Origin of the sequence: Streptomyces sp. NBC_01408 (genome assembly GCF_026340255.1) — a bacterium.
In the GTDB taxonomy this organism is placed as follows: Bacteria; Actinomycetota; Actinomycetes; order Streptomycetales; family Streptomycetaceae; genus Streptomyces.
The window spans coordinates 219,464-233,131 of record NZ_JAPEPJ010000002.1 but is presented as its reverse complement, the minus strand read 5'-3'; the positions used below and the strand labels follow the sequence as shown (position 1 = coordinate 233,131).

The 13,668-nt window shown below is 73.8% G+C and carries 11 protein-coding genes; 6 read left to right on the top strand and 5 right to left on the bottom strand.

From position 1 onward, the window contains the following. The first annotated feature begins 2 nt into the window (after positions 1 to 2). Complete coding sequence (locus OG447_RS23525) at positions 3 to 605, top strand: hypothetical protein (protein ID WP_266939163.1); 603 nt, start codon at positions 3 to 5, stop codon at positions 603 to 605. Between the two features lie 9 nt (positions 606 to 614). Here the strand turns inward: OG447_RS23525 and OG447_RS23520 are convergent, their stop codons facing one another. Further along, positions 615 to 1,217: a hypothetical protein gene (locus OG447_RS23520; RefSeq protein WP_266939161.1), complete on the bottom strand. Its 603-nt coding sequence runs from the start codon at positions 1,215 to 1,217 to the stop codon at positions 615 to 617. 97 nt (positions 1,218 to 1,314) lie between these two features. Between OG447_RS23520 and OG447_RS23515 the strand changes: the two genes are divergently transcribed. Beyond that, entirely contained in the window at positions 1,315 to 2,004 is a 690-nt protein-coding gene (locus OG447_RS23515; RefSeq protein ID WP_266939159.1) for a M15 family metallopeptidase, read from the top strand. Here OG447_RS23515 and OG447_RS23510 read toward each other — a convergent pair. Both OG447_RS23510 and katG read right to left on the bottom strand, forming a co-directional pair. After that, positions 1,974 to 3,245 (bottom strand): PP2C family protein-serine/threonine phosphatase, encoded by a 1,272-nt coding sequence (locus OG447_RS23510; RefSeq protein WP_266939157.1) that lies wholly within the window; start codon positions 3,243 to 3,245, stop codon positions 1,974 to 1,976. The genes OG447_RS23515 and OG447_RS23510 overlap by 31 nt on opposite strands. Positions 3,246 to 3,404: 159 nt before the next feature. Next, entirely contained in the window at positions 3,405 to 5,636 is a 2,232-nt protein-coding gene (gene katG / locus OG447_RS23505; protein WP_266939156.1) for a catalase/peroxidase HPI, read from the bottom strand. A gap of 361 nt (positions 5,637 to 5,997) precedes the next feature. Here katG and OG447_RS23500 point away from each other — a divergent pair, with 361 nt between their 5' ends. From OG447_RS23500 to OG447_RS23490, 3 genes are all read left to right on the top strand, one after another. Further along, positions 5,998 to 6,408 carry a Fur family transcriptional regulator gene (locus OG447_RS23500; RefSeq protein WP_266939154.1) on the top strand — a complete coding sequence of 137 codons (411 nt, stop codon included), beginning with the start codon at positions 5,998 to 6,000 and terminating at the stop codon, positions 6,406 to 6,408. A gap of 199 nt (positions 6,409 to 6,607) precedes the next feature. Then, positions 6,608 to 7,909, top strand: coding sequence for a cytochrome P450 (locus OG447_RS23495; RefSeq protein WP_266939152.1), 1,302 nt, complete (start codon positions 6,608 to 6,610; stop codon positions 7,907 to 7,909). 69 nt (positions 7,910 to 7,978) lie between these two features. Then, positions 7,979 to 9,019, top strand: a complete 1,041-nt coding sequence (locus OG447_RS23490; protein WP_266939150.1) for an NAD-dependent epimerase/dehydratase family protein — start codon at positions 7,979 to 7,981, stop codon at positions 9,017 to 9,019. A 21-nt stretch (positions 9,020 to 9,040) separates the two neighbouring features. Here OG447_RS23490 and OG447_RS23485 read toward each other — a convergent pair whose 3' ends face one another. Further along, positions 9,041 to 9,238, bottom strand: a complete 198-nt coding sequence (locus OG447_RS23485) for a hypothetical protein (RefSeq protein ID WP_266939149.1) — start codon at positions 9,236 to 9,238, stop codon at positions 9,041 to 9,043. A 99-nt stretch (positions 9,239 to 9,337) separates the two neighbouring features. Continuing rightward, positions 9,338 to 9,997 carry a DUF4389 domain-containing protein gene (locus OG447_RS23480; protein ID WP_266939148.1) on the bottom strand — a complete coding sequence of 220 codons (660 nt, stop codon included), beginning with the start codon at positions 9,995 to 9,997 and terminating at the stop codon, positions 9,338 to 9,340. A gap of 328 nt (positions 9,998 to 10,325) precedes the next feature. Here OG447_RS23480 and OG447_RS23475 point away from each other — a divergent pair, with 328 nt between their 5' ends. Then, positions 10,326 to 13,622, top strand: coding sequence for a DUF3376 domain-containing protein (locus OG447_RS23475; protein WP_266939147.1), 3,297 nt, complete (start codon positions 10,326 to 10,328; stop codon positions 13,620 to 13,622). Positions 13,623 to 13,668 lie beyond the last annotated feature (46 nt).

Genomic DNA, 13,668 nt, shown 5'->3' with positions numbered 1-13,668 from the left:
CCATGGCCCGAAGCCTCTCCCCGGTCGCCACGGCCGCCGCCTCCCTCGTCCTGGCGGCGGCCCTGGCCGTCACCCACGCGTCGGCAGCGTCGGCGGCCGGCCCGCACGTGCCCGGCGTTGCCGACGCCGAACGGGCCGTCACGTACCGGGCGACCGCCCCGTACACGCTGCACTCCAACGCGGTGAAGGCCGGCTACGTGCCGGACAAGTACTGCGTCGTCGACCGGGTGGGCGGCAAGGGCGCCCTGGGCTACCCGCACTTCAACCACGCCCACGACAACTCCGTCGACCCGGCGGTGCCCGCCGCCCTGTACTACGAGGACGACGGACGCGGCGGCAAACGCCTCGTCGGCGTCCAGTGGCTGGTCTACGACCGGGACCAGAACACCGCGACGGACGACGACCGCCCCAGCCTGTTCGGCAGGCCCTTCAAGGGCCCCCAGCGCGGCAACTTCCCCGGCCAGCCGGTGCACTACGCACTGCACCTGTGGCTCTGGAAGAGCAACCCCATGGGCGCCTTCGAGACCTACAACCCGAAGGTCGTCTGCCGCCCCGGTACGACCCGCCCCCAGCCTCAGGGGGTGTCCGGTGGATCACAGCACTAGCCCCGGCCGTCAGGGCTCCGCCGGGGGCCGTACCCCGTGACCTGCCCGCTTCACGCCGCCCTCGCCGGCCGCGCGGACCCGCTCCGGGTCGGCCGGGGGCTCCGCCGACCCCGTCCCGGTCCGCGAGGGGGTCCCGGGCCGCCGTCCGTGATCGTCCGCCACGCCGCCCTCGTGCTGCAGCGCGGGCCGGTGCACCGCCGGCGGGTCCACCTCCCGGGGCTCCGGGGGCCCGCTGCCAGGGTCGCCCGCCGCCTTCGCCGCGGGCATCACCGCCAGCAGCGCGCGCCGGGTCCCCTCGGCGTCCGCCACGGACAGGGCGAGCCGGCGCAGCGGGGCGCCCGGGTCCAGTTCCAGGAGCAGCGCCGGGCGGTCGGCCCGTACCGCGACGAAGTCCGCGCCGCCCTCCGGCAGCCGCCTGAACCCGACGCAGCGCCCCGGGTGCCAGCTGCCCCTGCCGGGCGCCCCGCGCAGCACCCGCCACCAGCTGGACTCCACGCCGACCTGCCGCAACGCCGCCACGGGCACGCGGAACCCGCTCCGGCGTACGGCCATCCGCTCCCGAAAGGAGAGCCGGACGACGACCTCGGAGCCTTCCACCGATACGCGGGGCATGGGTCCTCCTCAGGGGTCCCTACCGGGTCCCTACCGGGCGTCTTACCGGATTCCGCTCCGCCATGCGTCGAGGGTCGGGCCCGCTTACGGTGATGCGGTGCGCCCTGCCCTCACCGCCGTCGCCGTGGTCGTCGTGCTGTGCACCGCCACGCCCGCCTGTACGAGTGGCGCCCAGCCCCCGCCACGGCCCCCGTCCGCAGCACTCGTGCAGGCCTCGCGCACCCGGCTGGCCGCCGAGGTGGAGCGGGTGTCTCCCGCCGCGCTGGGCGCCACGTACCGGCCGGGCTGTCCGGTCGGACCCGAACGGCTGCGGCTGATCCGGATGAACCACTGGGGGTTCGACGGCACGGTCCACCGGGGGGAACTCGTCGTCCACGAGCGGGCCGTCCAGCCCCTCCTCCAGGTCTTCGGCAAGCTCTTCGAAGCGAAGTTCCCCATACGGCGCATGCGGTCGGTGGCGGCGTACGGCGGTGACGACGCGCGGTCGATGGCGGACGACAACACCTCCGCCTTCAACTGCCGGCAGGTCACCGGCGACGTCGGCCGCCGCTCCCGGCACGCCTACGGGGACGCCGTGGACATCGGCCCCGTGGAGAACCCGTACGTGGACCGCCGGGGCACCGTCCGGCCGCCCGCCGGCCGCTCCCACCTGCGGCGCGACCGTCCCGTGCCGGGCATGATCCGCCGCGGCGACGTCGTCACCCGGGCCTTCGGGGAAGTGGGCTGGTACTGGGGCGGCCGCTGGTCCAACCCCGATTACCAGCACTTCTCGGCGACCGGCGGCTGAGCCGGCCGTCCCGGGGCGCCCGGCGCCGCGAACTGCGCGGCGTCCGTCGCGTCGCCTTCGGCGGGGTGGGGCGGCCGGGGGCGCAGCCGGGCGGCGAGGACGGCCACGTCGTCCTCGGCGTGCTGTGCGTCGAGCCCGTCGCAGACCGCGTCCACCACTTCGGCGAGGCTCGCCCGGGCCCCCACCCGCAGGGCGGCGAGCCTGGCCAGTGAGGTGTCGATGTCCTCGCTGCGGCGTTCCACGAGCCCGTCGGTGTAGAGCAGCAGCGTCTGGTCCGCGGTGAGCGGCCGAGCGAGGGCCTCGTACTCTCCCGTGCCCGTGCCCAGCGGCGGGCCGACGGGGACGTCGAGGAGTTCGCCCGAGCCGTCACGGGTGAAGACGGCGGGCGGCAGGTGCCCGGCACTGGCGTAGACGGCCATGCCGCGGGCCGGATCGACCCGGACGAGCAGACAGGTCGCGGGCCTGCGGCTCTCGTCGGACGCGGACATGGCGTCCAGCTGGCGCAGCACCCGGTGCGGGGCGAGATCGGTGGAGGCGACCTCGCGCAGGACGGAGCGGTACGCGTTCATGTCGACGGCGGCCTCCAGCCCGTGGCCCATCACGTCCCCGACCGCGAGGAGGGTGCGGCCGAAGTGCAGGCGCACCGTCTCGAACCAGTCGCCGCCGACCAGGGCGCGCGGTCCGACGGGCAGGTAGCGGCTGGCGACCTCCAGGTTCGGGTGCGGCCGGCCGGGTTCCGCCACCAGCGCGCGCTGCAGGTCGAGCGCGGTCTTCTCGGTCGCCGCCAGACGACGCGCGTGACCGATGTGGATACCGGCCAGCCGCGCCGCGAAGTGCAGGGTGGCCATCTCGTGGTCGCTGAACTCCCCGCGCGTGCGGACGGCGACGAGCTTGCCGTAGACCCCGTCCGGGCCGGCCAGGGGAACCGCGACGAGGTAGGTGCGGGTGCCCGCGACCTGTCCGGACCACGTCTCCAGGGGACGGCCCTGGTCCCGGGCCCGGACCACCGGCGCGCCCTCGGTGGCTGGCCCGTCCAGGAGATCCGCCGGGCCGGCCACCGCCACCCGTTCGGTGCGGGCGCCGCGGCCGGACAGGTGGACCGCCGCGGCGTCGCACAGCGTACGGAAGAGGAATCCGGCCAGCTCCCGGCAGGTCTCCCGCTCGTCGGAGGAGGTTCCGATCCGCTCCAGCGCCTCCTCCATGGAGCGCAGCCGCGCCTCCAGCCTGTCCTGTTCCGACACGTGCCTCCCTCGCCCGCCTGCCGCCGCCGGCAAGCCGCGGCCGGCCTGCCGTGGAAGGCATTTCATCAGCTCACGAGGGCTGTGAGGGTCAAGGCGAGGGGTGTTGCGGCCGGGTACGCCGTCCGGGCCGACCAGCAGCGGCCGGCCCGGACGGGAGGATCAGACGAGGTCGAACCGGTCCAGGTTCATGACCTTGTCCCACGCCGCGACGAAGTCCTTCACGAACTTCCCCTTGGCGTCATCGCTCGCGTAGACCTCCGCGAGCGCGCGCAGCTCGGAGTTCGAACCGAAGACCAGGTCGGCCCGGGTGCCGGTCCACTTGACCTCGCCGGTGGCGGCGTCGCGCCCCTCGAAGTGGTTCTGGTCCTCGGACGTCGCCTGCCACGTCGTGCCCAGGTCGAGCAGGTTGACGAAGAAGTCGTTGGTCAGCGTCCCGGGGGTGCTGGTGAGGACGCCCTGCCGCGACTGCTGGTGGTTCGCGCCCAGGACGCGCAGGCCACCGACGAGGGCCGTCATCTCGGGGGCGCTCAGGTTCAGCAGGTTCGCCCGGTCGATCAGCAGGTATTCGGCCGGCAGCTGGCTGCCCTTCCCGAGGTAGTTGCGGAACCCGTCGGCCACCGGCTCGAGCGCGGCGAACGACTCCACGTCCGTCTGCTCCTGCGTGGCGTCCGCGCGGCCCGGGGTGAAGGGCACCTGGACGTCGAAGCCGGCGTCCTGGGCGGCCTGCTCGACGGCGGCGGCGCCGGCCAGCACGATCAGGTCGGCGAGCGAGACCCGCTTGCCGCCGCTCCGGGCCGCGTTGAACGACTCCTGGATCCCGGTCAGGGTGCGCAGCACCGTGGCCACCTGGTCGGGCTCGTTGACCTCCCAGCCGCTCTGCGGCTGGAGGCGGATGCGCGCGCCGTTGGCCCCGCCGCGCTTGTCGCTGCCGCGGAAGGACGAGGCCGCCGCCCACGCCGTGGACACCAGCTGGGAGACCGACAGGTCCGAGGCGAGGACCTGCCGCTTGAGGGCGGCGACGTCCTCGGCGCCGACGAGCTCGTGCGTCACCGCGGGGAGCGGGTCCTGCCACAGCAGGGTCTCGGACGGCACCTCGGGGCCGAGGTAGCGCACGACCGGGCCCATGTCTCGGTGGGTCAGCTTGAACCAGGCACGGGCGAAGGCGTCCGCGAACTCGGCGGGGTTCTCCAGGAAGCGCCGCGAGATCTGCTCGTAGGCCGGGTCGATGCGCAGCGAGAGGTCGGTCGTCAGCATCGTCGGGGCGTGGCTCTTCGACGGGTCGTGGGCGTCGGGCACCGTACCGGCCCCGGCGCCCTCCTTCGGCCGCCACTGGTTGGCTCCGGCAGGGCTCTTGAACAGCTCCCACTCGTAGCCGAACAGGATCTCGAAGAAGCTGTTGTCCCAGGTGATCGGAGTGGTCGTCCAGATGCCCTCGAGACCGCTGGTGATCGCGTCGGCGCCCTTGCCGGTGCGATAGGAGTTCTTCCAGCCGAGGCCCTGCTGCTCGATCGAGGCGGCCTCGGGGTCGTCGCCGACGCTCTCCGCGGGGCCCGCGCCGTGCGTCTTGCCGAAGGTGTGGCCGCCCGCGATCAGAGCAACCGTTTCCTCGTCGTTCATCGCCATCCGGCGGAACGTCTCGCGTATGTCGCGGGCCGCGGCGATCGGGTCCGGGTTGCCGTTCGGGCCCTCCGGGTTGACGTAGATGAGGCCCATCTGGACCGCGCCGAGCGGGTTCTCCAGCTCACGGTCGCCCGTGTAGCGCTCGTCGTCGAGCCAGGTGGTCTCGGGACCCCAGTACACGTCCTCGTCGGGCTCCCAGACGTCCGCGCGGCCACCGCCGAAGCCGAAGGTCTCGAAGCCCATCTGCTCCAGGGCCACGTTGCCGGTGAGGATCATGAGGTCGGCCCAGGAGAGGCTCTGGCCGTACTTCTTCTTCACCGGCCACAGCAGGCGGCGGGCCTTGTCGAGGTTCCCGTTGTCCGGCCAGCTGTTGAGCGGGGCGAAGCGCTGCTGGCCGGCTCCGGCGCCGCCGCGGCCGTCGCTGATCCGGTAGGTGCCGGCGCTGTGCCAGGCCATCCGGATCATGAACGGGCCGTAGTGGCCGAAGTCGGCGGGCCACCAGTCCTGCGAGGTCGTCAGGACCTCGGCTATGTCCTGCTTGACGGCGGCAAGGTCGAGGGTCTTGAACGCCTCCGCGTAGTCGAACTCCTCGCCGAGGGGGTTGGCCACGGCCGGGTTCTTGGCGAGGATCTTCAGGTTGAGCCGTTCCGGCCACCACTGGCGGTTCCCGCCGCCCTGGGTCGGGTGCGGGGCTCGTCCGTGCGCGACCGGACAGCCGCCACTGCCCTCCGACTTCGCGTCGACGACGACTGCATCGTGGTTCTCAGACATGGGAATCCTTCCGGACCAAGCGGATCACGGGGCTCAGGAGCTGCATGCGGGGGAGAACGTTCTGGGGGTGGGGCACAGGTGGGGCCACAGGTCAACGGCCGGACCCGGGCGGCTCGTCCGCCGCGACGGCGAGGGGTCACCGTCCCGGACGGTGTGGAGCAGCGGGACGTCGGAACGTTTCGGTCTCCTGCCGCTTTGGAGTCTTCCCGTACCTTGGCCAGCAACAAATCCGATCCTACGATGGACGCAGTCCAAGTCAAGAAGCACACCAAGCCGATATCCCCTCGGACACCGGACGTCTTCGAGGACGTCCGGCAGTGCATTTCGGGTACCACGCCGAGCCTGAATGGGTGAGCCGCATATGAGTGACCTGCTGGAGCGACTGCGAGGGCGCGGCTGGCGTCTGACGTCCCAGCGGCGTGTGGTCGCGGAGGTCCTCGACGGTGACCACGTGCACCTGACGGCCGACGAGGTGCACGCCCGCGCGGCCGAGCGGCTGCCCGAGATCTCCCGGGCGACCGTCTACAACGCCCTGGGCGAGCTGGTCTCCCTCGGTGAGGTCGCGGAGGTCTCCACCGACGGCCGGGCCAAGCGCTACGACCCCAACGCCCACCGCCCGCACCAGCACCTGGTGTGCTCCGGCTGCGGCCTGATCCGCGACGTCCACGCGACCGGAGACCCGCTGGCCGGCCTCCCGGCGGAGGAGCGGTTCGGCTTCACGGTGTCCGGGGTCGAGGTCACCTACCGGGGTCTGTGCCCGGCCTGCGCGTAACGGCCGTCAGGCTTCCCCCACGCCCGTACGACGGCCTTCGCACGGGCGTGACCGGCCGGGTTTCGGCCGCCTGGAGCCGGGCAGCCGCCACGCAGGGGGCGGCCGGTGCCGCGCGTCCGGCCGTCCCGGACCACCGCCTCCGCCTCCTGCGGCACACAGGCACCGGCATGGGCCCGGGGCGGACGGGTAGGCGCAGCCCATGTCCGTTCCACTGACCGACAGCACCCTGTCCCTGCTGGCCCACGGTTACGCCTGGGCCCCGGCGCTGCGCCGCCACCACGACGGTGCGGACCTGGTCCGCACCCGACTGATGGGCCGGCCCGCCGCCCTGCTGCACGGCCCCGAAGCCGTCGCCCTCTTCTACGACGAGGACCGCGTCCAGCGCCACGGGGCCGTCCCGGTGCCCGTACTCGACACCCTCTTCGGCAGGGGAGCGGTGCACACCCTGGACGGGATACCGCACCGGGTGCGCAAGCGGATGTTCACCTCCCTGCTCATGACGCCGGACGGCATCAGCGGCCTGACCGGCCGGGTCGAGAGGGGCTGGCAGGACGCGGTGCCCACCTGGGAGGACCGCAGGGTGGTGCTCTTCGACGAGGTGGCCGCCCTGCTCGCGCGGGCGGTCTGCGACTGGGTGGGTCTGCCCGTCCCGGACGACGCGGCCCCGGAGATCGCCGAGGACTGCGTGGCCATGGTCGACGGCTTCGCCGCCGCGGGCCTCCGGCACCGGCGTGCCCGCCACGCCCGGGAACGCCAGGAGGACGCCCTCGCCCGCGCCGTCGAGGACGTACGCGGCCACGGCCCCCACCCCGACGGCCCCTTCGCCCCGTCCCGGCACGCCGCCCTGGCCGGATCGCCCCTGGAGGCGGTCGCCACGCACCGCGGCCCCGACGGCGCCCTGCTCGACCCGCACACCGCGGCCGTGGAACTCCTCAACATCATCCGGCCGACCGTCGCCATCGCCTGGTACGCCGTCTTCGCCGCGCACGCCCTGCACCGCCATCCCGCACGGTCCGGACAACTGCTCACCGAGGGCCCCGCGCACGCGCGCGCGTTCGTCCACGAGGTCAGACGCTTCTACCCGTTCGTTCCCCTCCTCGGAGCCGCGGCCGCCCGCGACCTCACCTTCGACGGCACCGCGGTCCCGGCCGGGACCCTGCTCCTGCTCGACGTCTACGGCCACCACCACGACCCGGACCTGTGGCCGGCGCCGTACCGCTTCGACCCGGGGCGCTTCCTCGGCCGCGAACCCCCCGACGAACTGATCCCCCAGGGCGGCGGCGACGCCCGGACCGGCCACCGCTGCCCGGGTGAGGACATCACGGTCTCGCTGCTCTCCGTCCTCGCGCCCGCCCTCGCCGAACTGCGTTTCGCCGTACCGCAACAGGACCTCTCCATCCCGCTGAGCCGGATCCCGACCCGGCCCCGCAGCGGATTCGTCATCGAGGACGCACACCAGCCAAGGAGTCACCATGCCTCGCGGTTCCAGTCCCAGGCGTGAACGCCGCAACGTACACATCCGGGGCCGCTCCCGCCGCCGGAGCCCGTACCGGGAGGCGGCGTGGGTGTCATGCGCGTCGTAGTGACCGGAGCGACGGGCAATGCCGGGACGAGCGTCGTGCGCGCCCTGGCGGAAGACCCGTCGGTCGGCGACGTACTCGGCGTCGCGCGCCGCCTCCCGGGGCCGGCCGGCTCCTGGCCGGCCGGGGTGCGGTGGGCCGCCGCGGACATCGACCCGCACGGCGCCGACCTCCGCGCGCTCTTCGAAGGCGCGGACGCCGTGGTGCACCTGGCCTGGAAGTTCCAGCCCACCCACGACCCGGCCGAGACCTGGACCACCAACGTCCTCGGCGGCATCCGCGTGTTCGAGGCGTGCGCGCAGGCAGGCGTACGCGTCCTGGTGCACGCCTCCTCCGTGGGGGCCTACTCACCCGGCCCGGCCTCGGACCGCCCGGTCGACGAGTCCTGGCCCACCCACGGATGGCCGGGCGCCGCGTACACCCGGGAGAAGGCCTACCTCGAGCGCTACCTGGACGGCTACCAGCTCACCCATCCGCGGATGCGGGTCGTCCGCATGCGCCCCGCCTTCCTGTTCAAGGCGACGTCGGCGTCCGAGCAGCGGCGGATCTTCGCGGGCCCGCTGCTGCCCTGGTGGCTGGTGCGGCCCGGTCTGATCCCCGTGGTGCCCGAGGTCACCGGGCTGCGGTTCCAGGCACTGCACACGGACGACGCCGCCCGGGCCTACCTGGCCGCGGTTCTGCGGCCGGTCCGGGGCCCGTTCAACCTCGTGGCCGACCCCGTACTCGACACGGCCGCCGTGGCGGGGCTGCTGCGCGCCCGTACGGTGCAGGTCCCGACGCGCACGGCCCGGGCGGTGCTGGCCGCCGGCTGGCGGATGCACCTGGTGCCGGCCGCCCCCGGCCTGCTGGACGCCGTACTGCGGCTGCCGCTGCTCGACGCGGGCCGGGCGCGCGCCGAACTCGGCTGGGAACCCGCCCGCACGGCCACCGACGCCGTCGCGGCCTTCCTGGACGGGCTCCGGCACGGCGCCGGCCTGGACACCGCCCCGCTCGCCGGAGCCGGCGCAGGCAGGGCCCGCCACCGCGACTGACGGCCCCTGCGCGACGGGTTCTCAGGCCCTCCTGAAGCGGTCGTCGTCGTCCACCCGCCGCCAGCCGGCCGGGCTCACCGGGCGCGGTACCGTCCGCCCCGCGCGCAGCCATTCGAGTTCCAGCCGGTCGTAGATCGGCGAGTCGGACCGCACAGGATCCGCACTGAGCGGTCGTGGTGGCCCGGCCGTCGCCTCCGTAGCGAAATGCGTCTTCTGCATGCCGGAGCAACGATCCTGCCGCACCGGGTGTGGCGGTGCGTGACCGCATCGTCACCTTCGCGTGACCACCGCGACAGCGGCGATGCCCTACCGAGTCCTCTACGGGGTCACCGGGGCGGCGGGCTCCTCGCCACCCAGGTCCAGGCGGAACGGCGGGTACTCGTCCGTCATGAGCGAGGCGTACGCGCTCACCCGCAGCACCCACCGGTTGAGCCCGATCACCAGGTCGAAGATGTCCCGCGGGTACTTCGCGGTGAAGGCCAGCACGATGACCGCGAACAGGGCGAGCAGGCCGATCAGCCCGCCGCCCCACATGCAGGAGTGCGAGGCACCGGTGAAGAAGCTGATGACGAGGTAGTGCGGAATGGCCAGCAGCCACCACTTCACCAGGACAAGGCCGCGCGAGAGGCGCTCGGGGTAGGCGATGTCGAGCCGGGCCGGGTAGCCGGGTTCGGGGCCCAGGCTGAACGGCGGGTACCGGTCGGTGCCCAGTGCGCCGTACGCGTAGTACGACACCCGCCAGGACCAGCGGAGCACCCCGACGTTGAAGTCGAACAGCCCGCGCGGATAGCGCTCGGTGAAGAGGATGGCGAAGAACGCGATCACAGAGATCACGAGGAAGGCGATCCAGAGGAAGGCCAGCACGATGAAATGGGGGATCGCGAGGATCCACTTGACCAGCCACAGCCAGCGCGACAGCGGCGCGTCCAGCTCTGCCGTCACCCTCACCGGCCGGTAGGAGGCGGGTTGCTCTGTCATCGCGTTCTCCCAGCTCTCGGAGGTCGCTCTCCTCCATCATCCCGGCAGCCCCCGCCCTCCGCAGCCGGGAGCACTAGGGGGTGTCCGGTGGGTCAGGGCCGGGCCCGGGCCGCCTGGCACCGCGCCTTGCCGCGTTGTCGTCGGTCGTCAATGCTCCGCAGTGACTCCCTCCTCCGCCTTGCAATCCACGGCACCAGCCGACCCGGGCTCTCCGACCCTGACCCACCGGACACCCCCTAGGGGTGTCCGGGACGCCCGGGGTGCTCTTCGTGGCCGGGTTGGCTCAGTCCGCCATGCCGCCGGGGCCGGGGTGCCCGAGGCTGAGGTCATGAGCCCTGCCCAGCCGAGTCCTCTCAGCACGGAACTGCGCCTGGCCCTGGCCATGCGCGGCGGAGTGAGCCTCGCCGTGTGGATGGGCGGATCGTGCTGCGAGGTCGCCGCCCTGCGCAGCCAGGAGGGGGTGTACGGGCCGCTCCTGAAGGCCTGCGAGTACGAGGACGTCACGGTCGACGTCCTCGCCGGAACCAGCGCGGGCGGCCTCAACGGCGTACTCCTCGCCTGCCACCTCGTCTACGGGATGCCCTTCGGCCAGGGCGTACGCGACGTGTGGCTGGAGCTCGGCGACCTGGAATCACTGCTCCGCGACACCGCCCGGCCGGGCAGTGTCCCCGACTCCCTCCTGCGCGGCGACGAGGTCTTCTACCCGCGCCTGCGGGCCAAGCTGGAACAGCTGATCGCCGCCGGATCGCCGCCGCCGGAACCCCCCGCCGCGCTGCGCCTGATCCTGACGGCCACGCGACTGCGGCCACGGCCCGATCGGGTACGTCCCACCCTCGGGCAGCCCCTGCTGACCGGTCGGTCCCGCGCCTACTTCCGGTTCCGGCACCGCACCATCGCAGACCCCTCGGCGCCTCCGCTGACGGACTTCCCCACCGGTGCGGGGAAGGCGGAGGCCCTGAACCGGCTCGCCTACGCGGCCCGCGCCTCGTCCTCCTTCCCCGGCGCTTTCGAACCGGCCCGGCCCGTGACCGGGACGCCACCGCGGGCCGCCACGGAGCCGCCGGAACCCCCGAACCTGTGGGGCATCAGCAGCGAGACCGGCTACCCGGACCCGGCCTCCGGCGGCCGGGTGGAACTGGTCGACGGCGGACTGCTGGACAACATCCCGGTGGCCTGGGCCCTGCGCGCGATCGCGGGATCCCCGGCCGACCGGAGCGTCGACCGGTGGCTGCTCTTCCTCCAGCCGGTTCCCCCCTACCCGGCCGCCCCCGAGGAGGCGCAGGACCCCGGCCGGGTCACCCGCCTGCTGCGCCTGGCGCTGAAGTCCTTCGCGGTCAGGGCCGGCGCCGAATCCCTGCTCGACGACGCCGCCGAGTTCCAGGCGGTCGAGGACACCGTGGCCCGCCGCGAGGGCCTCACCGGGGTCCTTCCCGCCACGCTCGGCCAGTGCGTCGAGGCGGCCACCGGCCGGCTGGCGGCCTACCGGAGGCTGGCGGGGAGCGCCGAGGCCCGCAGGCTGGTCCGGCTGCTCCAGGACCCCGTCGAGGTCACCGGCGCGGACCCGCTGCCGCTTCCCGGCGGCCCGGGCCCGCTCGACGCGCTGGACACGGAGGACGGGGACCGCTCGGTGGCCTTCCTCGCCCGGGTGCGGTCGGTGGGGGAGCAGTGGGTCCTGCCCGAGGGCGCTTCCTTCGCGACGATCCCGAGCGACGGACGCTCGCCGATGACGCTCGCGCGTTGCCTGCGGCTGCTGCTGGAGTGGATCTGCGCGTTCGAACGGAGCGGGCAGACCGGAAACCTGCCGCTGCTGACGGAGTGCCGCACCCGCCTGTACGCGCACCGGCTCGCCGTCGCCACCTTCATCGCCGCCCGTGACCGGGCGGTCCTCCACGCGTTCACCACCGGCCTCGCCGCCGGCACGGTGGATCCGCTCGTACTGATGGGCTGGGCCACCGACCAGCTGGACCCCGTACTGCCCGCGCCGCCGACGGACGGCAGGTGGGACACCTGGGCGGCCCGGCTCGCCTGCAAGGCCGCAGAGCCCGAGGCACCCTGCTCGGAGCCACCCGCGGACGCCGCCGGGGACCCCGCCGGCGACAGCACCGCGGAGCCGCCCTCGCCGGGTGAAGCCCTCTACGCACGCCTGTGGGAGAGCCTCGTCGAGCTCGGCCGGGACATCGGCCTGGCGATGTGCCCGGGCCAGGGCGGCCCGCCGCCCGAACCCCTGCCGGGATTCGGGGCGCTCCACCAGGCCGCCGCGCTGGGCACCGAGGGCATGGAGACCGTGCTGGCGGCCGCGGAGGTGCTCCTGGGGCCACTGCACCCGGACCCGCTGGCCGAGCCGGTGTCCGTCGGCTTCCACACCGTCTCCGCGGCCAACGCCAGCTGGGCCACCGAGCGCCTGCTCGGCCCGAAGCCTCCGAAGGAACTCGTCGAGGGCAAGCTCAGCGGCAACCAGCTGAGCAACTTCTCCGCGTTCCTCAGCGCCCGCTGGCGCCTGGGCGACTGGATCTGGGGACGCCTGGACGCCGCCGCCTCACTGGTCCGCGTCGCCGCCACCGACAGGCGCCTGGAGCAGGCGTTCGGCAATCCCACGGCCCCCGGGCTGTTCGACGAAGTCGCCGCCCGGCTCGCACCGTCCCTGGGCTGGCTGCCCGGGCAGCTGGGGGACGGAGCCGGCCCGGACGGCGAAGCGGCGGCCACGGCGGCCCTGGCGCGGCTCTGGGCCGGCACCCCGTCCGGGCCGGAGCCCTGGGACCGGCTGCGCCATCTGCTGACCCAGATCCGGCAGCGGGAGATCCTCGCGCAGGAACTCCCCATGGTCGCCGCGCTGGTCCGGATGCCCGGAGACGGCAACCGGCCCCAAGTCCCGCAGGACCCGCCGGAAGCCGAGTTCGACACCGCCCTCAAGACCTTCTCCTCGATCGGCTCCGAGAGCCTGCCCTCCCTGCTCCGTGCGCCCGACCCCCGCCGGGCGGCCCTGCGGGCGGGCCTCCTGGCATGGCCGGCGCTCCAGCCCTCCGGGGAGCGGTTCGCCCGGCTGCCGCGGGCCCTGCTCGGACTGCTCAAGCCCTTCCTCTGCCTGCCGGAGGTCTTCGCGCTGGTCGCACCGCTGTGGGCCGCGTTCGCGGCGTCACTGGCCTGGGTGGGCATCGCCTTCAGCGCCGGGTCCTGGTTCTCACCGCCCGGCCACACCGTCCTCATCTGCGCCTTCGTCCCCGCCCTGGCGGTGGGCATGCGCATCCGGACCGCGGGGGAGGGCGTGCCCCGGGCCCTGGGACGGCTGTCCTTGGCCTTACTGCCGGCCGCGCTCCTCGCGGTCCTCCTGTGCGCGGTGGCGGACGTATGCCCGGCCTCCGGGGCGGACGGACTCCCGCACTCGATGCGGTGGCTGATCGTGGGCGCCACGATGACGGCGACCGCGGGCGCCGCCCTGTACGTCGGCTCGGACGGGGACAGGCACTGGGAGGCCATGGCGGGCGTGGCGGTGGCGGCGGGGGTGCTCGCCTTCTTCCTGCAGAGCCGTGCGCCGGGGATGGGCCCGTGGTGGGCCGTCCTCATCCTCTACGCGGTCCTGGGCATGGTGTCGGCGGCCCTCAACTGGCTGCGCGCGCGTGCATGGTGATCCGCGGCGTACGGCGGGCGGCCGCCGCCTGATTCACTTGCGATCG